The 21,302-nt window shown below is 62.1% G+C and carries 20 protein-coding genes and 2 tRNA genes; all 22 read left to right on the top strand.

Translation table 11 applies throughout. The features are described from left to right. Positions 1-265 precede the first annotated feature (265 nt). The 22 genes from ABHT90_RS01555 (at position 266) to rnc (ending at position 21,300) form a co-directional block, all read left to right on the top strand. Entirely contained in the window at positions 266-760 is a 495-nt protein-coding gene (locus ABHT90_RS01555) for a ribosome maturation factor RimP (RefSeq protein ID WP_316370068.1), read from the top strand. Between the two features lies 1 nt (position 761). Next, a complete protein-coding gene (gene nusA / locus ABHT90_RS01550) occupies positions 762-2,009 on the top strand; it encodes a transcription termination factor NusA (protein WP_195503196.1) in 1,248 nt (415 codons plus the stop codon). A gap of 91 nt (positions 2,010-2,100) precedes the next feature. After that, the gene (infB, locus tag ABHT90_RS01545) at positions 2,101-4,815 is read left to right on the top strand and encodes a translation initiation factor IF-2 (RefSeq protein ID WP_346981378.1); all 2,715 of its coding nucleotides are present in this window, start codon (positions 2,101-2,103) and stop codon (positions 4,813-4,815) included. An 11-nt stretch (positions 4,816-4,826) separates the two neighbouring features. Then, positions 4,827-5,237, top strand: coding sequence for a 30S ribosome-binding factor RbfA (gene rbfA, locus ABHT90_RS01540; protein ID WP_346981377.1), 411 nt, complete (start codon positions 4,827-4,829; stop codon positions 5,235-5,237). Further along, on the top strand, positions 5,230-6,273 hold the full coding sequence (locus ABHT90_RS01535) for a DHH family phosphoesterase (protein WP_346981376.1): 1,044 nt from the start codon (positions 5,230-5,232) through the stop codon (positions 6,271-6,273). Before rbfA ends, ABHT90_RS01535 begins: the two co-directional genes overlap by 8 nt. 15 nt (positions 6,274-6,288) lie before the next feature. Then, the gene (gene truB / locus ABHT90_RS01530) at positions 6,289-7,221 is read left to right on the top strand and encodes a tRNA pseudouridine(55) synthase TruB (protein ID WP_346981375.1); all 933 of its coding nucleotides are present in this window, start codon (positions 6,289-6,291) and stop codon (positions 7,219-7,221) included. Then, on the top strand, positions 7,218-8,225 hold the full coding sequence (gene ribF / locus ABHT90_RS01525; protein ID WP_346981374.1) for a riboflavin biosynthesis protein RibF: 1,008 nt from the start codon (positions 7,218-7,220) through the stop codon (positions 8,223-8,225). The genes truB and ribF overlap by 4 nt, the downstream gene beginning before the upstream one ends. Beyond that, positions 8,218-10,317, top strand: a complete 2,100-nt coding sequence (gene dnaG, locus ABHT90_RS01520) for a DNA primase (protein ID WP_346981373.1) — start codon at positions 8,218-8,220, stop codon at positions 10,315-10,317. Before ribF ends, dnaG begins: the two co-directional genes overlap by 8 nt. Before the next feature lie 110 nt (positions 10,318-10,427). Further along, positions 10,428-11,777 carry an RNA polymerase sigma factor RpoD gene (rpoD, locus tag ABHT90_RS01515; protein ID WP_055286388.1) on the top strand — a complete coding sequence of 450 codons (1,350 nt, stop codon included), beginning with the start codon at positions 10,428-10,430 and terminating at the stop codon, positions 11,775-11,777. Between the two features lie 214 nt (positions 11,778-11,991). After that, positions 11,992-12,066, top strand: a tRNA-Asn gene (locus tag ABHT90_RS01510). Positions 12,067-12,099: 33 nt separating this feature from the next. Further along, a tRNA-Asn gene (locus ABHT90_RS01505) sits at positions 12,100-12,174 on the top strand. A 194-nt stretch (positions 12,175-12,368) separates the two neighbouring features. After that, positions 12,369-12,725 carry an Asp23/Gls24 family envelope stress response protein gene (locus ABHT90_RS01500; RefSeq protein ID WP_022093773.1) on the top strand — a complete coding sequence of 119 codons (357 nt, stop codon included), beginning with the start codon at positions 12,369-12,371 and terminating at the stop codon, positions 12,723-12,725. A gap of 27 nt (positions 12,726-12,752) precedes the next feature. Further along, on the top strand, positions 12,753-14,414 hold the full coding sequence (locus ABHT90_RS01495) for a DAK2 domain-containing protein (RefSeq protein WP_161161449.1): 1,662 nt from the start codon (positions 12,753-12,755) through the stop codon (positions 14,412-14,414). Between the two features lie 10 nt (positions 14,415-14,424). Beyond that, complete coding sequence (gene recG / locus ABHT90_RS01490) at positions 14,425-16,602, top strand: ATP-dependent DNA helicase RecG (RefSeq protein ID WP_346981372.1); 2,178 nt, start codon at positions 14,425-14,427, stop codon at positions 16,600-16,602. Continuing rightward, positions 16,599-17,243: a 16S rRNA (guanine(966)-N(2))-methyltransferase RsmD gene (gene rsmD / locus ABHT90_RS01485; RefSeq protein ID WP_346981371.1), complete on the top strand. Its 645-nt coding sequence runs from the start codon at positions 16,599-16,601 to the stop codon at positions 17,241-17,243. The genes recG and rsmD overlap by 4 nt, the downstream gene beginning before the upstream one ends. Further along, positions 17,236-17,733 carry a pantetheine-phosphate adenylyltransferase gene (coaD, locus tag ABHT90_RS01480; RefSeq protein WP_117842503.1) on the top strand — a complete coding sequence of 166 codons (498 nt, stop codon included), beginning with the start codon at positions 17,236-17,238 and terminating at the stop codon, positions 17,731-17,733. Before rsmD ends, coaD begins: the two co-directional genes overlap by 8 nt. 68 nt (positions 17,734-17,801) lie before the next feature. Continuing rightward, positions 17,802-18,299: an ATP synthase subunit B family protein gene (locus ABHT90_RS01475; RefSeq protein WP_346981370.1), complete on the top strand. Its 498-nt coding sequence runs from the start codon at positions 17,802-17,804 to the stop codon at positions 18,297-18,299. After that, positions 18,299-18,853 (top strand): YceD family protein, encoded by a 555-nt coding sequence (locus ABHT90_RS01470; protein WP_346981369.1) that lies wholly within the window; start codon positions 18,299-18,301, stop codon positions 18,851-18,853. The genes ABHT90_RS01475 and ABHT90_RS01470 overlap by 1 nt, the downstream gene beginning before the upstream one ends. Positions 18,854-18,917: 64 nt before the next feature. Continuing rightward, complete coding sequence (gene rpmF, locus ABHT90_RS01465; protein ID WP_022094017.1) at positions 18,918-19,097, top strand: 50S ribosomal protein L32; 180 nt, start codon at positions 18,918-18,920, stop codon at positions 19,095-19,097. A gap of 87 nt (positions 19,098-19,184) precedes the next feature. After that, complete coding sequence (plsX, locus tag ABHT90_RS01460) at positions 19,185-20,204, top strand: phosphate acyltransferase PlsX (protein ID WP_117803293.1); 1,020 nt, start codon at positions 19,185-19,187, stop codon at positions 20,202-20,204. 124 nt (positions 20,205-20,328) lie between these two features. Next, positions 20,329-20,571, top strand: coding sequence for an acyl carrier protein (locus tag ABHT90_RS01455; protein WP_055309519.1), 243 nt, complete (start codon positions 20,329-20,331; stop codon positions 20,569-20,571). 3 nt (positions 20,572-20,574) lie between these two features. Then, positions 20,575-21,300 carry a ribonuclease III gene (gene rnc / locus ABHT90_RS01450; protein ID WP_055286400.1) on the top strand — a complete coding sequence of 242 codons (726 nt, stop codon included), beginning with the start codon at positions 20,575-20,577 and terminating at the stop codon, positions 21,298-21,300. Positions 21,301-21,302 lie beyond the last annotated feature (2 nt).

The raw sequence follows: 21,302 nt of genomic DNA, 5'->3' as shown, positions 1-21,302 counted from the left end.
GCTTGCCCGTATCGTAGGCAATGCGCCGAATGCTCGCCATCGAAATTTATCGATGGCCTATTTCAGACTGTAATGGGCGCCATATGGGGGTTGTCGCCCAATTATCCGTTTCTTGTGGAGAACCTGTGCTTGCACTCATCTGCAGGTTTGCGTTGTGCTTGCACGTTTCCGCAGCTATTGGTATAGTTTGCTTGCAAATGAAGTTGTAATTGAAAGAAGTGGGGTTTCGGCCCCGCTTCTTTTTTGTATGAATGGAGGTGCCGCAATGGTCAAGACCAAGACCGAGCAGGCGATCATCGACGCGCTCGAGGCCGTCGCTCCCCAGCACGATGTCGACATCGTCGACGTCGAGCTCGTGGGTGCCACCAAGGCCCCCTGCGTGCGCGTGCGTATCGAGGGTGCCGAGGGTCAGAGCCTGTCGCTCAACGACGTCACGGCCAACACCAAGTGGGTCGGCGATGTGATTGAGGAGCTCGACCCCATCTCTTCGAGCTATACGCTCGAGGTGTCGAGCCCGGGTATGGCGCGCCCGCTGCGCCGCCCGTGCGACTTTGCCCGCTTTGTGGGCGAGAACTGTGAGCTCACCTCCACCGCCACCGAGGGCCGTCGCAAGTACGCCGGCAAGATTGCCGCCGCCACCGAGGCCGACGTGACCCTCGAGCTCGAGGACGGCGAGTCCGTTACCCTCGATTTCTCTGATGTTAAAAAGTGCAAGTTGAAGCCCACCTACGACTTCAAGCCCGCGAAGGAAGGAAAGTAAGATGGCAGCATCCGACATGATGTCCGCCCTGATGGAGCTTTGCCAGGAGAAGCACATCGACCAGCTCTACCTGATCGACCGCCTGGAGCAGTCGCTCGCCAAGAGCTATGCCGAGATCCTGCATCTTGAGTGGGGCGCCAAGGTGACCATCGACCGCACCACCGGCAAGATCTACGTCTACCGCCTGGAGCCGATCGACGATTCCATGGACGAGGAGGGCAACTTCACTGAGTTCGAGGAGATTGACGTCACCCCCAAGAACACGAGCCGCATCGCTGCCCAGCACGCCAAGGCCGAGATCAACGCCATCGTGCGCAACTCCGCCCGAGAGCAGATCTACGAGGAGTTTTCCGGACGCATCGGTGACCTCATCAGCGGTACCGTTCTGCAGTCCACGCCCGACTTCACGATCGTCAAGATCCGCGAGGGCGTCGAGGCCGAGCTGCCGCACTTCGACCAGCGCCGTTACGAGAACGAGCGCAACGAGCGTCCGATGGGCGAGCGCTACCTGCACAACCAGCACATCAAGGCCGTGATCATCGACGTTCGCGACCCCAACTCCAACCTGCAGCCGGTTCGTGGCGAGCACAGCCGTCCACCGATTGTCATCTCCCGTACCCACCCCGAGCTCATGCGTCGTCTGTTTGAGCAGGAGGTGCCCGAGATCTATGAGGGCACCGTCCAGATCAAGTCGATCGCCCGCGAGCCCGGCCAGCGCTCCAAGGTCGCCGTCCACTCGCTCGACGACCGTCTGGATCCCGTGGGCGCCTGCGTCGGCCCCAAGGGCAGCCGTGTTCGCGCCGTCGTGGGCGAGCTCCGTGGCGAGCGCGTCGACGTCATCCTGTGGGATGCCGATCCGGCCGTCTACGTCGCAAACGCCCTGTCGCCCGCCAAGGTCACCCGCGTCCTTATCGACGAGGAGAAGGCCTACGCCGGCGTTATCGTGCCCGACGACCAGCTGTCCCTCGCCATCGGCAAGGAGGGTCAGAACGCCCGCCTCGCCGCGCGCCTGACCGGCTGGCACATCGACATTAAGTCCGAGACCCTTGCCGCCGACATCCTCAAGAACGTTCCCGTTCACGAGGAGCCCGCCGCCGACCTGATCGGTGACGAGGAGGACGACGACGTCCGTCGCTGCGAGTACGTGTCCGAGGACGGCATCCAGTGCCGCAACCAGGCCCGTCCCGGCTCCCGTTTCTGCGGTGTCCACGACACCGACGCCTTCGATGATGCGGAGGACCTGATCTAGCGCGCGGTCGCGCCGGGCGGGTCCCGGCGCATACCCCACGCTCGTTCAGTCTCTAGGCACCCAAGGTGCCAGAAAGGGTAGGTGAAGTCATATGGCAAAAGTCCGTGTGTCCACCCTGGCCAAAGAGTTCGGCATGACCTCCAAGGAACTGATGGGTCATCTCGCCGAAATGAAGATTCCCGCTAAGTCCGCTTCCTCCGCTCTGGAGGACGCCTATGTTGCCATGGTCCGCAAGCAGCTCGCCTCGGTGATCGAGGCCCGCGCCCAGGAAGTCGAGGCCGCCAAGCTGGCCGAGGAGCAGGCCGCTGCCGCCGAGGAGGCAGCACGCGCTGCCGAGGCAGAGCGCGAGCGCATCGCCGCCGAGAAGGCACGCGAGGAGGAGCGCCGCCAGTTCGCCGCCGCCCAGGCTGCCGAGGAGGCCACCCGCGCCGAGGCCGAGGCTAAGAAGAAGGCCGAGCAGGAGCGCCTTGCCCGCGAGAAGGAGGAGGCTGCCCGCGAGGCCCAGCGCCGCGCCGTTCCCGCTTCCGACTCCGGTTCGCGTTTCCGCTCTCTGCTCGACCAGATCGCCGCACAGGAGACCGTGCTCAAGGAGAAGAAGGACGCCGAGGAGAAGGCCAAGGCCGAGCGCGCTGCCGAGCGCGGCAACCGTCGTGGCGGCAACAACGACCGTCGCGGTGGCCGTCGTAACGATCGTAACGCCTCCGACAACAACTCCGAGCGCAATGCCTCCGAGAACCGTCCCCACAGCCATCGCACTAATGCCAGCAACAACGTCGCTGCCGGCATGGACTTCCCCAACCCCGACAAGCAGGGCAAGGGCAAGAAGCGCAAGGGCGGTCACAACAACGAAGAGGACCACTACAGCCGCATGGCTCGCGAGGCCGAGGAGTACAGCCGCGAGAAGGTGCTCGAGGAGGCTCGTGCCGCCGTCGAGGAGGCCTCTCGCGAGTCCACTGGTCGCCGCAAAAAGCGCAAGGAGAAGCGCGAGCGCGAGGCCGCAAAGGCTCAGGAAGAGCGCAAGATTGAGGAGGCGCTGGCCCAGGGAGTGAACCCCGAGGAGCTCGACGCCATCAAGGTCTCCCAGGGCGTTACCGTCCAGGAGCTCGCCGAGGCGCTCGACGTTCCGGCCAACGACATCATCAAGCGCCTGTTCCTGCTGGGCACGCCGCTTACCATGACTCAGTCCATGTCCGACGACCTCGTCGAGCTCGTTGCCGACGACCTGGGCCGCCAGATCAAGATCATCACCCCCGAGGAGGAGAACACCTTCTCGTTCTACGACGATCCCGCCGACCTTAAGCCGCGTGCCCCGGTCGTCACCGTCATGGGCCACGTCGACCACGGCAAGACGAGCCTCCTCGACGCCATTCGCCACACCGGCGTCGCAGCCGGCGAGGCGGGCGGCATTACGCAGGCCATCGGCGCTTCGCAGGTCATGATCAACGACCGCAAGATCACCTTCATCGATACCCCCGGTCACGCGACCTTTACGGCCATGCGTGCCCGCGGCGCCAAGGTTACCGACATCGTCATCCTGATCGTGGCCGCCGACGACGGCGTCATGCCCCAGACCATCGAGTCGATCAACCACGCCAAGGCCGCCGGCGTTCCCATCGTCGTCGCCGTCAACAAGATCGATAAGCCGGGTGCCAACCCCGATCGCGTGCGCCAGGAGCTCACCGAGTACGGCATCATCCCCGAGGAGTGGGGCGGACAGAACATGTTCGTCAACATCTCGGCCAAGCAGAAGATCGGTATCGACGACCTGCTCGAGACCGTCCTGCTCCAGGCCGATGTGCTCGAGCTCAAGGCCAACCCCGATACGTTCGCATCGGGCAACGTCCTCGAGGCTAAGCTCGACAAGGGCCGCGGCTCGGTTGCCACCGTGCTCGTGACCCGCGGCACCCTGCGCGTGGGCGACACGCTGGTCGCCGGCCTCACCTATGGCCGCGTCCGTGCCATGCTCGACCCCAAGGGCAACGCCGTCACCGAGGCCGGTCCTTCCGATGCCGTCGAGATCTTGGGCCTGCAGTCCGTCCCCAACGCCGGCGATGAGTTCCGCGTGTTCGAGGACGAGCGCGAGGCGCGTGCGCTGGCCGACGAGCGTTCGCTCAAGGCCCGTATCGAGGAGCAGAGCCGCGTGAAGCACGTGACGCTCGAGAACCTCTTCGAGACCATCGCCGACGCCGAGGTCAAGGAGCTCAACCTGATCATCAAGGCCGACGTCCAGGGTTCCATCGAGGCCCTTCAGGACTCCCTCGACAAGATGGACCAGTCCGAGGTGCGCATCAACACGATCCATTCCGCGGTCGGCGCCATCAACGAGACCGACGTCGTCCTGGCCGACGCTTCCAACGCCATCATCATCGGCTTTGGCGTCCGTCCCGACGGCAAGGCCCACTCCGCCGCCGAGCGCGAGGGCGTCGAGATTCGTTGCTACGACGTCATCTACAAGTGCCTCGAGGACCTCGACGCTGCCCGCATCGGTATGCTCAAGCCCACCGAGGTCGAGGTCTCCACGGGTACTGCGACCGTTCTGGACACCTTCAAGGTGCCCAAGGTTGGTATCGCCGCCGGTGTCCGCGTCGAAGAGGGCGAGATCGCCGCGACCGATTCTGTGCGCCTGGTGCGCGACGGCATCGTGGTTTTCAACGGCAAGATCGCCTCGATGCGCCACTACAAGGACGAGGCTAAGAGCCTCAAGAGCGGCTCCGAGGGCGGTATTGGCCTGGAGAACTTCCAGGACATCAAGCCTGGCGACACCATTGAGGGCTACCGCATCGACCAGGTTGCCCGTACCGAGTAGGGGGTAGCGCTATGAAGCAAACGCAGGCAACCCGCCGTCTGGGCGAGCAGCTTCGCGAGAAGCTCGGTTATATCCTGCTCTTTGAGGTTTCCGATCCGCGTCTCGACCTGGTCACCCTGACCGCGGTCGAGGTCGCGGTGGACCGTTCGTTCGCGCGCGTGTACGTGTCGTGCGATGCGAGCCGCTACGACGAGGTCATGGAGGCGCTCGTAAGCGCTAAGGGCCGTATTCGCAGCCTGTTGGCTCGCTCGCTCGATTGGCGTGTCACGCCCGAGCTCGATTTTCGCATCGATCGCTCGACCGATGAGGCCGAGCGCATCACGCGTGCGCTGGAAAACGTTCCCGCCACGCTTGCGATCGAAAAGGACGAGGACGGCTATCCGATAGCGGATGCCGCCCAGGAGGCAGCTTTAGATGACTAATTCCGCCGACCTCGCCTCGTGCGAGTCTGCAGATATTCAGCGACGCATTCTCGAGCTCATCGAGGGTGCGTCCTCCATTGCGATTTCGGGACATACTTCTCCCGATGGCGATGCCTTGGGCTCCGTGTTGGGTCTGGGCCTTTCGCTCATGAAGTTTTTTCCCAACAAGGACATTGCGCTGCTGCTGGCAGACGATGACCCGGTTCCGCGCATCTACCGCTTTATGGAAGGCTCCGATCGCCTGGTTCCGGCATCTGCGTACACCGGCAATCCGGACCTGTTCATCTCGGTGGACGTGCCGGTCGTCGAGCGCCTGAATAACTCCGCCGAGGTGCTTCGCCGCTCGGCGCATGTGGTGTGTTTCGACCATCATCCGGCGCGCGAAGAGTTTGCCGAACTCAGCCTGAGGCGCGTCGAAGCTGCAGCCTGCGCTATGATCATCGACCGCTTCTTGGACAATTGTGGCATTGTCGCACGTGATGGCGTTGCGACCTGCCTGCTGTGTGGCTTGGTTACCGATACCGGCCGTTTTCAGTACCAAAACGCCGATGCCGCCGCGTTCCATGCGGCCTCGCGCCTGGTGGCGCACGGTGCCGATCCGGCGCGCGTTGCGCTCGAGGTCTACCAGAGCATGCGCGTTGAGTTTTTGCACCTCAAGTCCATTGTCATGGGTCGCATTAAGACGGTCGCGCATGGGCGCGTGGCGTATAGCTATGCCTACCAGAGCGACCTTGAAGCCTGCGGCGTCACCTCGGACGAGTGCGACGGCCTGGTCGATGTGGTGCGTTCGGTGATGGGCGTCGAGGTCTGCATGTTCTTAAAGGGCATTGAGGGCGATACCAAGGTGCGTGGCAACCTGCGCTCCAAGGGCGACCTCGATGTGTCCGAGATTGCTGCCAACTTTGGCGGTGGCGGGCATCATGCCGCCGCCGGCTTTTCCAACAACGGAACAATTCGCGAGACGCTCGCCGTGGCACTTCCCATGCTGGCCGAGCTGGTGGGGGAGGATCCCGCTTCGGTGACCGTCGAGCTTTAACTTTTTGGATGGTACATGGCTCGTCGTACGCCTTCTCAACTGAATATGCTACTCGCCGTCGATAAGCCGGTGGGCTGCACGTCCCACGATGTGGTCTCGCAATGCCGACGCGCCCTCCATGAGCGGCGCGTCGGCCATGCCGGTACGCTCGACCCCATGGCGTCCGGCGTCATGGTGGTGGGCGTGGGCCAGGCCACCCGTCTGCTGGGTATGCTCACGCTCGATACCAAAAGCTACGTCGCCGACATCTCGTTTGGCGCCGAGACTAATACCGATGACGCGGAGGGCGAGGCCGTCCGCACGGTGGCTGTTGCCAACGAGCTCCGCGATCCTGCCTATGCCCGTGAGCGCTTGGCCGCCATGCTGGGTCCGCAGATGCAGGTGCCGCCGGCGTTTTCGGCTATCTCGGTCAATGGCGTTCGCGCCTACAAGTCTGCTCGCGCGGGTAATGCGGTGGACCTACCTCCGCGCCCCGTCGAGGTCTATGCCGCTGACCTGATCGCCGTGGGTGGCGAAGGCGATACATGTGTGTGGACCGCGGCGTTCTCGGTGAGCAAGGGCACCTACATTCGTGCGCTCGCTCGCGACCTGGGCCGTGCTTGTGATAGCGCCGCGCATATTTCCGCGCTTCGTCGCACCGCATCCGGTGTTGTTTCCATTGGCGCCTGTCATGCGGTGGAGGAGCTTTCTCCCGAGTCCGCGGCTAGCTTTGCCCTGGATCCCATTGCAGCCCTGGGCGCCACGCGTGTTGACTTGCCGGGTAATCTTGCCGACGACCTGCTCTGCGGCCGACGCATTCCCGTTGAGCGTGCGCTTGCCGATTTCGATTCCTCGAAGGCGCCGTTTGCGTTGGTGCTCGATGGGGGACTCAAGGCGCTCGCCCGCATTGAGGGCGGCCGCTTTGTCATGGAGCACGTGTTTCCGCAGGCAATCGGCGGTGTTCGATGATGTTGTCCGCTCGCGAGCTCGCGCGTGTCTTTTTCGCGGGCGAGTCGGACGAGGCTCGCATCGTTGCTGTCGATACGTTTGATGAGTGTGAGCACTTGGGTGCCGCTTCAATCGCCATTGGCGTGTTCGACGGCGTTCACCGTGGACACCAGGAACTCATCGAAGCGCTTGTCCGTGATGCCCGTGCCCATGGCTGTAAGGCGGTCGTGGTTACCTTCGATCCCGACCCGGACGTTGTGGTGAGCCCTTCGCCCGCTCAAAAATTGATGACGACGGCCGACCGTCTGCATGCCTTGGCTCAAACCGGGGTCGATGCGGTGGTGGCCGTTCCCTTTACGCCTGAGGTTGCGGCGCTTGACCATGTTGATTTTCTCTCGCTGGTGTCGCGTCTGGTCGACATTCGATCGATTCGCGTTGGCAGTGACTTTAGGCTGGGTCGTGGCGGTGCTTCTGGTGTTGCCGAGATGCGCTCCTGGGGTTCCGAGCACGGCGTTGACGTGTATGGTCACGACCTGCTTTGCGAGGGCGGTGAGGCCATTTGCGCCACCCGCATTCGTCATGAGCTGGGACAGGGCCATGTGGAGCTTGCTGATGAGTTACTCGGCCGTCCGTATATGGTGCGTGGCGGTGTTATTCGCGGCCGTCACGAGGGCTCTGGCATGGGCTTTCCCACGGCAAACCTGCAGGTTCCCGACGGTATTCAGGTGCCTGCCGATGGCGTGTATGAGGGTCTGGTGCTGGTCGATGACACCGCGTGGCCCGCTGCCGTGAACGTCGGACTGCCGCCGACGTATGCCGACGATGTCGCTTCGGCGCATCTCGAGGCTAATTTAATTGGTTATACGGGCGACCTGTACGGCTCTTCTGTTTCGCTGGCGTTTACGCGTTGGCTGCGTCCCTCGCGCGTGTTCGATTCGCTGGATGAGTTGATCGCGACCGTCGAGGGTAATATCGAGGACATTCGTCACAACTTGGGCAATCAGGGGGTGAGCATCCGTGATTAGCGATGAGGAAAAAGACCAGGTACGCGCTGCGTCTGACCTGGTTGCCATCGTGCAGGAAACGGTCGAGCTCAAGCCTCGCGGCCATGAGTTTTGGGGATGCTGCCCCTTCCATGGCGAAAAGACGCCGTCCTTCCACATTATCCCCGCCACGCAGGTGTGGCATTGCTTTGGTTGCGGCGAGGGTGGCGACGTTTTCACGTATATCATGAAGCGCGAGAACCTGAGCTTTCCCGAGTCAATCCGTTACTTGGCCGATCGCGCGGGTATTGAGCTGCATGACACCGGAGATCGCCGCGAGCGCGGCACCAAGCGTGCCCGCATCTACGATCTGTGCGCCGAGACCGCCCAGTTCTACCACACCATGCTCATGCGCGGTAAGGACGGCCGTCCGCGCGAGTACTTTGCCAGCCGCGGCATGGGCGGCGACGTCTGCCGCCGCTACTGCCTGGGCTTTGCACCGGGCCGTAACGCGCTGGTGTCGCACCTGTCCCAGGCGGGTTTTACCCCGCAGGAGATGATCGACGCCAACGTTGCCGTGAGTCGCGGGCGCGGGCAGCTTGCCGACCGCTTTTACGACCGCGTGATGTTCCCCATCTTTGACGAGCAGGGTCACAACATTGCCTTTGGCGGTCGCATTATGGGCGACGGCCAGCCTAAGTATCTCAACACCGCCGAGACGAGCGTGTTTCATAAAAAGCGAAACCTCTACGGCTTTAATTGGGCCAAGGAGTTTATCGTCGCGCAGGATACCGCCATCGTGGTGGAGGGCTATACCGACTGCATCGCCTGTTGGGAAGCGGGGATTAAAAACGTTGTCGCCACGCTGGGCACCGCGCTCACGGAGCATCACGTCAAGACGCTCACTCGTTTTGCCAAGCGCATCGTGTATATGTTCGACGGCGATGCCGCCGGTCAAAAGGCCGCCCGCCGCGCGATTCAGTTTATCGAGCAGGATTCCATGGACCTGCGCTGCGTGGTGCTCCCCGACGGCAACGATCCCATGGAGTTCATCACCGCACATGGTGGTGAGGCACTGCAGACGCGCATCGACGCTGCCGAGCCGCTTATGGACTTTGTCTACCGTTCGCTGCAGGAGTCGAGCGACATCACCACGCCGGGCGGTCGCGCCAAGGCGCTGGAGGACGCGCTGACGCTCATCTATCCGCTTCGTGACAGCTATATGATCGATACGTACTTTATCCAGATTGCCGATCTGCTGGGTTTGGATCTGGAGACCGTGCGCGCGAGCTCGGGCCGCGTGTTTCGCGATGTCGCCAAGCGCGAAGATGCGGAGCGCCGTCGCGAGCAAAACTATGAGCGCCAGAGGGCGCAGGCCGAACGGTCCGGCGGGACGGGCAGTCGGGCGTCGGGTTCTCGCGATGCCGGTCGCGGTGCTTGGGCATCGGGCGCGACGCCGCCGGTGTCCGCGCCGGTCGAAGAAGAGCCGTACGACTACGTCCCGCTCGATGCCTACGGTGCCGCGCCTGTAGAGGTCGTCGACGACCTGCCGCCGATCGATGTGCCTGATGGTATGGGCGCTGCGCCCGCCGGTGCCCCGACAGACGCCTCGGCCCCTATGGTTCTTACCGATCTAGAGCGCAAGTCCTTGGCAGGGGAGCGCGAGCTGCTGACCATGCTTACGAGCTACCCCGACCTGTTCCGCACGTATGCCGACCGCATCTGCTCCATCGAGTGGGTGGATCCGCGCCACGAGTCCATCGCATGGGCCGTGCTGGCAACGCCGCCGGGAACCGATCCGGCAGCCTGCATGGATGCGGCGCGCTCGGTGTGTCCCGAGGCGGCAACGCTTGTGAGTGCCGGGCGCATCTCGTCGACGAGCAAGCACCCCACCGAGACGAACATCGTGTTTATGCTCGATACGCTCGAGCTCTACACCATCAAGCGTCGCATGCGTGCCGCACAGGCCAAGCTGCGCCAGGACCGTTCGCTCGATGATGAGGCCCGTCGTGCGCTGACCGTGCAGGCCGCGCAGGACTCGCAGCGTCAGCGCGAACTGCAAAAGTCGATCGGCGGCGTGGCGGATCCGTTTCGTTTGATCGGCCTGGAGGCCGCAGGCACCGAACAAGCCTAGATGTTGTGGTCAACCAGCGTATTCTCGCCTATATCCAGCCCTCTTTTTGGGTATAGACGTCAATGTGTGTGCTAAAGTATTGAGTCCTGTGGACTATGAAGGGAGAATCTGTGCCAAAAAAGACTGAGAGCACGGGTACTGGGCTGGAATCCTACGTTGCAAAGCTCATGGGCAACGGCTCAAACAGGACTTCGGTAACCGAGGACGAGATTCAGGTCGCCCTGAAGGATATCGATGTTTCTGACGAGCAGCTCACCGCGGTGTATTCCGCGCTGCGCAACAGCGGCATCCAGATTATCTCCGCGAGCGGTAACGACGACGCCCCCATGGACGTCGACGATGACGATAACGATACCGATACCGACGATTTCGATGACGACGACGAGCACGATTCCGGCTCGCTCGACGATCACGAGCTCAAGATGGCCCGCCAGGCCGACGCCGAGATGGGTTCTTCCAAGAGCAAGAAGAAGCGCACCGTGCGCACGTCCCGTTCGCGTTCGCGCGTGCGCGGCATCGATGCCTCCACGGTGATGCTGACCGGCGACCCGGTCCGTATGTACCTCAAGGAGATCGGCAAGGTCGACCTGCTGACCGCCTCCGAAGAGGTCGATCTGGCCATGAAGATCGAGGCCGGTCTTGAGGCCACCGAGAAGCTCGAGGCTGCCGATGCTGGTGAGCTCGAACTCACGCGTGCCGAGATGCGTCGTCTTACGCGCATTGAGAACGTGGGCCTCGAAGCCAAGCAGGCGCTCATCAGCGCAAACCTGCGTCTGGTCGTCTCCATCGCCAAGCGCTATGTCGGTCGTGGCATGCTGTTCCTGGACCTGATCCAGGAGGGCAACCTCGGTCTGATCCGCGCCGTCGAGAAGTTCGACTACCAGAAGGGCTTTAAGTTCTCCACGTACGCCACGTGGTGGATCCGTCAGGCCATTACGCGCGCTATCGCCGACCAGGCCCGTACCATCCGTATTCCCGTGCACATGGTCGAGACCATCAACAAGCTCGTCCGCGTGCAGCGTCAGCTCCTTCAGGACCTGGGCCGCGACCCGACCCCCGAGGAGATCGGTGCCGAGATGGACATGAGCGCCGACCGCGTCCGCGAGATCCAGAAGATCTCGCAGGAGCCCGTGTCGCTCGAGACCCCCATTGGCGAGGAAGAGGATTCCCAACTGGGCGACTTTATCGAGGACTCCCAGGCCATCGTTCCGCCCGATGCCGCCAGCTTCTCCATGCTGCAGGAGCAGCTCACCCAGGTGCTCGATTCGCTTGCCGATCGTGAGCGCAAGGTTATCGAGCTGCGCTTTGGCCTTGTCGACGGACATCCCCGTACGCTCGAGGAAGTCGGCCGCGAGTTTGGCGTCACGCGCGAGCGCATCCGCCAGATCGAGTCCAAGACCCTGGCCAAGCTCCGCCACCCGAGCCGCAGCAGCAAGCTCAAGGACTATATCGAAAGCTAGTCAAGCAAGAGGCGCCCTCAAGCACATCCGCTTGGGGGCGCCCTCAAGCACATCCGCTTGGGGGCGCTTTCATGTAGTCGTTGGGGACGTTCTTGAATGACTGGTCGTTTAAGAACGTCCCCAATGACTAGGTCGGAAAATTTCTTAAAAAAGTTCTTGCCCTGAGCTGATTCGTCCGTATAATAAACTTCGTTGCTTGAGAGCACGCACCTATTCCTCGGTAGCTCAATGGTAGAGCACGCGGCTGTTAACCGCGCTGTTGTAGGTTCGAGTCCTACCCGGGGAGCCAGAATTTTCCAGCCCTTTCCGTTGGGCTTTAAATTCCTCGGTAGCTCAATGGTAGAGCACGCGGCTGTTAACCGCGCTGTTGTAGGTTCGAGTCCTACCCGGGGAGCCAGGTTGTAAAACCCGTCGCTATGCGGCGGGTTTTTTCATGCCGCGATCGCCGTTCGCGAACGTTACCGTATCAACATTTCGTGTCGAGGATGTAATCCCGAGGCCCGCCACCTCAACATGGCGCGGTCGTTGTAGAATATTGCAATGATTGCTCCCACGACATGGTGCCGCGAGCACCAAGAAAAGGAGATTCTTGTGTCTGAGACCATTAACGGCAGCCTGAGCGTCTCGAACGACGTTATTGCCGATATTGCCGGTTATGCCGCGATGACGTGCTATGGCGTTGTCGGTATGGCTGAGCAGCTCCAGGGCGCCGAGAGCGTGCGCCTGCTTGCCGGTCAGCGCCTCCGCAAGGGCGTGCTTGTCTCCGCCGACGAGAACGGCCTTACGGTCGATCTTCACGTCGTGCTCGAGAACGGCGTCAACATGAAGTCCGTCTGCCACAATCTTTCGAGCTCCGTTGCCTTCACTCTGCAGGAGATCGCCCAGATCGATCCCGCCAGCCTTAAGATCGGCATCCATATCGACGCGCTCAAGAGCCGTCTGAACTAGCATCCGAAAACGGAGATTCAAATACCCATGATTGCAAAGACCATTCGCACCTGTTTTCCGATCGCTGCGGCTGCCGTTTCCGACAAGGCCGAGGAGATCAATAAGCTCAACGTCTTCCCCGTACCCGATGGCGATACCGGCACCAATATGTCGCTCACGCTTGCCTCGGTGACCAAGGAGCTCTCCGCCCTTCCTGCCGATGCCGATATGGAGGCCATCGCCGGCGCCATCACCCACGGCTCCCTGATGGGTGCCCGCGGTAACTCCGGCGTCATCACCTCGCAGATTCTGCGCGGCGTGGCCGAGGGTCTTGTCTCTGCCGACGAGCCTATTACGTCCGCCAACATTGCCTTCGCCTTCCGTCGTGCCGTCAAGGTTGCCTTCCAGGCTGTCCGCAAGCCTATCGAGGGCACGATCCTCACGGTCCTGCGCGATGTCTCGACCAAGGCCGATGAGTGCGAGAAGAAGAAGTTCTCGGCCGAGGATGCGCTCGATGCTATCGTCGTCGAGGCGTACCAGTCCGTCGCCCGCACGCCCGACCTGCTGCCCGTTCTGAAGGAGAACGGCGTGGTCGACTCCGGCGCCTTTGGCTTCGCCATCTTCCTTGAGAACTTTGTGGCTGCAGCACTTGGCCGCAGCACCGTTGTCGAGGATTTCTCCGCCACGTTTGATTCCGCTGTCTCTGCCCGCGACGCGGCCCTTGGTCGCGTTGAGATCGAGGCCAACGACGATTGGGAGGGCTCGGAGTTCCGCTACTGCAACGAGTTCCTGTTTAAGGCCGACGCCCCGTTTGACGAGGACGAGTGCCTTAAGTTCCTGGGTTCCATGGGCGACTGCGAGCTTCTCGTGGGCGCCTATCCCGACTACAAGATCCATGTGCACTCCAACACCCCCAACCTGGTGCTCGAGCACATGCTGCAGCTCGGTCAGATCTATGAGGTCTTTATCCACAACATGGAGATGGAGGCCCACGACCGTACCGCCAAGATCCACGAGGATCAGGAAAAGGCCGCCGAGCCCGCCAAGGCGCTGGGCTTTGTCGCCGTTGCCGCCGGTTCCGGCGAGGCCGACATCCTCAAGTCCCTCGGCGTCGACGTGATCGTGTCCGGTGGCCAGACTATGAATCCCTCGACCGCCGACCTGCTGGGCGCGGTGGACCAGGTCAACGCGACCTCGGTCATCATCCTGCCCAACAACGGCAACATCCGCATGGCCGCTGAGGCTGCTGCTTCAGCCTGCACCGACAAGAAGGTCGCCGTCGTTCCCACCAAGACCGTCCCGCAGGCCTTCTCCGCGCTGTTCGCGGTCCTGCCCGATTCCGAGCTCGAGGATGCCGTCGCCGCCATGGTCGACGCCATCAGCGAGGTCCGCGATGGCGAGGTCACCCGCGCCGTGCGCGACTCCAGTGCCTCTGACGGTTCTCCGATTCACTCCGGTGACGTCATGGGTATCATCGCCGGCTCCATCGACGTGGTCGGTTCCGACGTGAAGCAGGTCACGCTCGACTGCATCAACCGCATGCAGGAGGAAGAGGAGGGCGACGCGCTGACGATTCTGGCCGGCGAGGAGCTGTCCGATGAGGCCTTCCAGGAGATCGTCGACGCCATCGAGGAGGCTCAGCCCGACCTGGAGATCGATGCTCATCGTGGCGAGCAGCCGCTCTATCCCGTGATCTTCTCGATCGAGTAGGCATCTACCCATGTCCGAGCTGTGCTCCGTGCCGCGCGCCTCGGAGCGCTTTGCCCAGAGCAATGCGCTCGACGAGGATATCGCGCGACTCAAATATGTTTCGGGTAAACGTGAGGAGGCCCTTCGCCGTCTGGGAATTCGGACGGTGGGGGACCTCCTTCTCCATATCCCTCACCGATATCTCGACTTTACGCGCTCCTGGTCCATCGAGATGGCTCCCATCGGTACCGTGTGCACCATCATCGCCACGGTCGACCGTATCGTCCAAAAGCAGCCGCGTCCGCGCATGCAGGTGACCGAGGTCTCACTCGTTGACGAGACGGGCGTGCTGCAGGTCGCCTTTTTCCGCCAGCCCTGGATTGCCCAGCAGCTTAAGCAGGGCGACCGCTTGGCCGTGATGGGTAAGGTCGAGTTTGCCTACGGTTTTAAGCAGATGGCCTCGCCGCACTTTGAAAAGCTTGAGGAAGGGCGTGCCGCGGGCACTATCCTGCCGGTCCATTATGTGAGTGATGGCGTGAGCCAGGCGTGGATGCGCCGCATCGTAAGCGGCGCGCTCGAGGTTGTCGGCAATCCCTTCGACCCGATTCCCGCACGCTTACGCGTCAAGCGCCAGCTGATGAGCAATGCTCGTGCGCTGCGCTCAATTCACTTTCCATCGAGCATGGCCGAGCGCGATATCGCGCGCGCACGGCTTGCCTACGAGGAGTGCCTCTACCTTCAGCTGGCGCTGCGTCTGCGCAACGACGGTGGCATGGTCGAGGTCGTTCCCTACGCCCACACCGCGGGCGAGCATCTGGCCGCGCTTAAGCAGGCCCTCCCGTTTTCGCTGAGCGACGAGCAAGAGGCCGCGTTCCAAGACATCCTGCACGACATGTGCGATGGCGGGCGCGTGATGAACCGCCTGCTGCTGGGCGACGTCGGAACCGGCAAGACCGCCGTCGCCGCCTGCGCGCTGGCCGTTGCGGCCGATAGCGGCACCCAGTCCTGCGTTATGGCGCCAACGGGTGTGCTGGCGCGCCAATATGCCGATAAGACCGGCCCCTTGCTCTCGCAGGCCGGCATGTCCTGGGCGCTCCTGACGGGTGCCACGCCGGCAGCCGAGCGCGAGCAGATCCATGCGCAGCTGAAATCGGGCGAGCTCGATGTCCTCTTTGGAACCCACGCGGTCCTTTCGGATGACGTGACGTTTAAGCATCTGTCGCTTGTCGTCATCGACGAGCAGCACCGCTTTGGTGTGGGCCAGCGCAATGCCCTGCGTGCCAAGGGCCCGGGTGCCGACCTGCTCGTTATGACGGCGACGCCGATTCCGCGCACGTTGGCGCTCTCGGTCTACGGCGACCTTGACACGAGCATCATCCGCCATCGGCCTGTTCCGGGGGCGGGCGTTACGACGCGTGTGCTCACCGAGTCGAGCCGCGACCTGGCCTACGGCGCCATTCGCGAGGCGCATGAAAAGGGCCAGCAGGCTTACGTGATCTGCCCGCTTGTGGAGCCGAGCGACTCGGCCGATGAGCTTGAGGATGTCCCCGGTATCGCCCGCGACGATGAGGGCCGCGTGACCGTCCCCGTGCCGCTGCACGATACGGCAACCGAGCTCGACCGGCTGCGCCTGGCGTTGCCGGGGCTTACTATCGAGCGCCTTCATGGCCGCATGCCGGCGGGGGAGAAGGACCGCGTGATCGATGCCTTCAAGCGCGGTGAGATCGACGTGCTCGTTTCGACCACGGTGGTCGAGGTGGGCGTCGACGTGCCCAACGCCACCGTCATGGTCATCGAGAACGGTGAGCGCTTTGGCTTGGCGGCCCTGCACCAGTTGCGCGGCCGTGTGGGCCGCGGCAGCGTGTCGGGCACCTGCCTGGTCATGACGCACTCCAAGGGCAACGGCGGCGCGTCGGCGGCACAAGACCGCCTCCAGTCGCTCGAAAAGACCTCGGACGGCTTTACACTCGCCCAGATGGACCTGCGCCTGCGCCACGAGGGCGAAATCCTGGGGTACCGCCAGCACGGCGGTGTGACCCTGCGCTTTGTCGACCTGGATGCCGACGAGGAGCTGATCGAGTGGGCCCATTTGGACGCGGTCGAACTCTTGCGGTATGCTTGCAACCTTGACTCTGTGGCGACGCGTCCCTTGCGCGATGCGGTCGCCATGCGTTATCGACATATCTTTAAGGAGGTCAGCGGAGGATGAGAATCATCGGCGGCGAATGGCGCGGTCGTAAAATCGAGGAGCCCCGTGGTCGCGGTGTCACCCGCCCCACGACTGATCGCGTGCGCGAGGCGTGCGCATCTATGGTCATGTCGGCATTCGATTTCGATTTGGACGAGGTTCGTGTGCTGGACGCCTTTGGCGGCTCCGGTGCCTTAGGGTTAGAGATGCTCTCTCGTGGGGCCCGCTCGCTCACGACGTTTGAGATCGATCGCAACGCCGCGCGGCTCATTACCAAGAATATCGAGTCGCTCTGCCGTGACCGTGCGCGTTGGCGCGTGGTCACGGGCGACATGCTGACGAGTGCCTCACGCGGTCGTGTACCGGGCGGCCCCTTTGATCTGGTCCTGCTCGACCCGCCCTATGCTTTTGGTGCCGAGCCGGTCGAGGAACTGCTGCAGAATCTGGCCCAGCAGGGTCTGCTTGCGTCTGGCGCTTACGCCCTGTTTGAGCATGCCGCCGCCGATGCGGGCGCGCATCCGGCAGACTTTGAGACTGTACGTGAGAAGCGCTACGGCATTACCTCGGTCGACCTGCTCCGTTGGGTCGGCGATAGCAAGGACGGCGGCACTGATGCTAACGAAAATGACGAGGCAGTATCCCCGGAGGACGCCCATGAGTGACACTATTAATCGCGTGATCGTCCCGGGCACCTTCGATCCCATCACGTTTGGCCATATCGATGTGATCCGCCGCGCCCGCCGCATCTTTCCCAGCGTGATCGTCGCTGTTGCCGAGTCGCAGGGTAAAAACGGTGTGGGTACCACGTTTATGCTCGATGAGCGCGTGGCGCTGGCCCGCGAGGCGCTCGGTGATATCGACGGCGTCGACGTCCTGCCCTTTACCGGCCTCTTGGTCGACTTCGCTCGCGAGCAGGGGGCGGGGGCCGTGGTCAAGGGCCTGCGCGCCATGACCGACTTTGAGTACGAGCTGCAGCAGGCAGATCTCAACTATCGCTTGGATAACGAGCTGGAGTCCATCTTTGTCATGAGTGCGCCGCAGTACGGCTATATCTCGAGCTCGGTCGTTCGCCAGATCGCCTCACTCGGCAGCGATGTATCGACGTTTGTCCCGCCCAACGTGGTCGAAGCGCTCAGACATCGCTTTTCGTGACGTTTTTTATTGCCTGGTGGCATGTGGTAAACTAGCACGATGATATGTTACCTATGAAAGGAGATCGGATGCCGGGCGAGATTTTTCCTGGCGATAGGATCGTCAGCTTGGTCGATGAGCTCGAAGGGCTGATCGAGGAAGCCAAGCCGCCTTTCGGCAAGAACGCTCAGTTCAAGGTCATCGACGCCGACGTGTTCTTCAACATCCTCGACGAGATCCGCATGAGCTATCCCGAGGAGTGGCAGAAGTCCCGCCGTATCCTTAAGGAGCGCGAGGAGCTTATGGCTTCCGCCGCCGCCCAGGCCGATTCCATCATCGCCGACGCTCAGCAGCAGGCCCTCACCATTGCCGGTGAGCAGGAGATTGTCCGCCTTGCGCAGCAGCAGGCCGACGACATCCGCGATCGTGCCCAGCAGTACGAGCGCGAGACGCGTTATGCTGCCGAGGACTATGCAGAGCAGGTCTTTACGCATCTGGAGGAGAACCTCAAGAGCCTGACTGGCACCGTTACCCGTTGCCGTCAGCAGCTCAACGAGGGTGCCGCCCAACAGAATGGTCAGTGGTAATGGCTGAGTTCCCGAGCGTTACCGTCGATCTTTCCGAGCAGCTTGAGTTTCCCGGAGATTCGTATCCGCTGACCGGCAAGGTCGATGTCGCCACCTACACGGTGGGCGAGAAGGAGTACCAGCTACAGGACGGCATCGACTACGACGTTGTCTTTACCAATGCCGGTACCGGTGTCTTGCTCACGGGCATGGTCCGCGCGCACGCCACCGGCGAGTGCGACCGTTGCCTGGAGCCCGCTTCGTTTGATATCGCCGGCGAGATCGAGGAGTTCTACCTCTTCGAGGAGCCCGAGGATCCCGAGGCCTTCGAGGACGGCTACGAGCTCCTGGGTGAGGACCGCATCGTCGATCTGGGTGAGCCCATCAACGACGCGGTCGTCATGGACACGCCGTTTGTGGTGCTCTGCAAGCCCGATTGCCGCGGTCTGTGTCCCACTTGCGGTTGCAATCTCAACGTCGAGCAATGCGAATGCGCCGCACAGGCAGAGGCAGAATGGGCCGCTGCCACGGAAAATCCATTTGCAGCATTGAAGAATCTCAAGCTTGATGAGTAAAACTGTGGTAGTATCGCTACTTGCGCGTAATCGCCACACTGGATAGTTCATAAGGAAGGTCACTATGCCCGTACCTAAACAAAAGCAGGGTCGTATCCGCACTCACACCCGTCGTTCCGCCAACATGAAGATCTCGGCTGCGGCTCAGTCCACGTGCCCCCGTTGCGGCGCTGTCAAGCTTCCGCACCACGTGTGCCCCAGCTGCGGTTTCTACAAGGACCGCGAGGTTATCGTTACCGAGTAACGGTATACTCTGGATGCGATGCCGTTCCAAATGGAACCACAATGGCCGGCTCAATGAGTCGGCCATTTTTGTATAAGGAGCATGTATATGAGTAACGTTCGCGTTTGTGTAGACGTTGTGGGCGGAGACGAGAAACCTCAGGTTGTTCTCGATGGTATCGAGGCTGCGCTTGCCGCCGATCCCGATATCGAGGTCTTGGCAGCTGGCCCCGCTGAAATCGTCAATCCCTTTGCTGCTTCCCATGCACGTGTTGAGGCTCTTGAGGCACCCGACGTTATCGCCATGGATGACGATCCCATTCGCGCCGTGATGACCAAGCGTAAATCGTCGATCGTGCTTGCCTGCCGCGCCATCAAAAAGGGCAACGCGGACGCGTTCTTCTCCGCCGGCTCGACCGGTGCCATGACCGCTGCCGCCACCGCCTATGTGACGCCGTTTAGATATATGGCCGAAGGCAAGAAGCAGCCGGTGCGTCCCTGTCTGACCAATGCGCTGCCCAATCGCGCCGGCGGTCTGACGGTGCTGTGCGATATGGGCGCCAACCCCGATGTCGAGGTCGATGACATGGTGCGTTTTGCCCAGATGGGTAGCGCCTATGCCCGCGTCGTCCTGGGCATCGAGCATCCCCGCGTGGGCCTGCTTGCCAATGGCACCGAGGACGAGAAGGGTTCCAACTTTACCAAGGCCTGCTTCCCGGCCATGAAAGCCGCCGTTCCCGGCTTTGTGGGCAACTGCGAAGGCACCGACCTCACCTCGGGCAATTTCGATGTCGTCGTTGCCGATGGCATGTCGGGCAATATTGCGCTCAAGGCCACCGAGGGCGCTGCCAAGTTTTTGCTGCAGGAACTCAAGGGTGCCTTTATGGCCTCGCTCGGCACCAAGATCGCCGCGCTGCTCATCAAAAAGCAGATGCGCGAGATTAAGGCCAAGCTCTCTGGTGATGCCAAGGGCGGTGCGATTCTTTTGGGCCTGCGTGGCGTGGTCCTAATCGGCCATGGCGCCACCTCGGTCGAGGCTGTTAAAAACGGTACGCTCGCGGCGGCCGAAGCCGTGCGCGCGGGGCTGGTCGAGAACGTCGCCAACTCCATGGACGGCATCGTTTTGTAAGAGCGAGTTAGAGCGCTGTTATGTGCCTCGCGGCCTGCTTCGTGGGGTAGAATCAGAACCGTGTCTTGGTACCGCCCGGGCGGTACCATTCTTTTGGTATTCATTCACTATGAGAGGAAGCGCTATGGACCGCTCCGAAATCTTCGACAAGATCGCCGAGGTCGCTGCTGACGTTCTGGGCGTCGATGTTGCCGAAATTAGCGATGAGACCACCTTTGACGATCTCGATGCCAACTCGCTCGAGCGCCTGCAGCTGGTTACGGCTATCGAGGACGAGTTCAACCTCGAGATCGATGACGAGACTCTGCTCTCGCTCAACTCTGTCGCCGACGCCGTCGACGCGATCGAAAACGCCAGGGAGGCCTAGGTCTTGGCTTTGTCTGAACGACTTACGCGTGCCCAGGAAATCCTGGGCCATGAGTTCAATAATAAGGTGCTGCTGCGCGCGGCGCTTACGCATCCCTCGGCAGTCGAGGGCCAGCCGGTTTCTGCCAGCTATGAGCGCCTTGAGTTCTTGGGCGATTCCATTTTGGGCGCCGTCGTCGCCCGTTCGCTCTTTGAGTCCTATCCGGAGTTTGACGAGGGCAAGCTCACGCGCCTGAAGGTGTCGCTTGTCTCGGGCGCCACGCTGTCCGAGGTTTCTCACGAGTTGGGCATCGACGACATCATCATCTTTGGTGCCTCCGAGACCGGTACCGGTGCGCGCGGCCTGCATTCGGCGCTCGAGAACGTCTATGAGTCGCTCGTGGGCGCGCTGTACCTGGATGCCGGCTGGGACGTTGCGGCGGAGTTCATTCACCGTACGCTTAAGCCGCATTTGGCTTCCGAGCGTGCCGAGCATCCTGCGAACCCCAAGTCGTTTTTGCAGGAGTGCGTGCAAGCCGACGGTCACGAGCCCCCGGCGTACAAGCTCGTTGGCTCCGAGGGCCCGGCGCATGCGCCCACCTTTACCGCTGTGGTTTTGATCGATGGTATTCGCCAGGGTCGCGGCTCCGGCTCCTCAAAGAAGGAAGCCGAGGGAGCTGCCGCGCTTGAAGCGCTCGACCGCATGGGTTACACCACCAACGGCGTGATTCTGAACAAGAAGCACGTGTAAGC

Origin of the sequence: Collinsella aerofaciens, from assembly GCF_039758815.1 — a bacterium.
Classification (GTDB): Bacteria; Actinomycetota; Coriobacteriia; order Coriobacteriales; family Coriobacteriaceae; genus Collinsella; species Collinsella aerofaciens_BP.
Note: the sequence above shows the minus strand (reverse complement) of the source record. Positions and strands in the feature narration are given on the sequence as shown.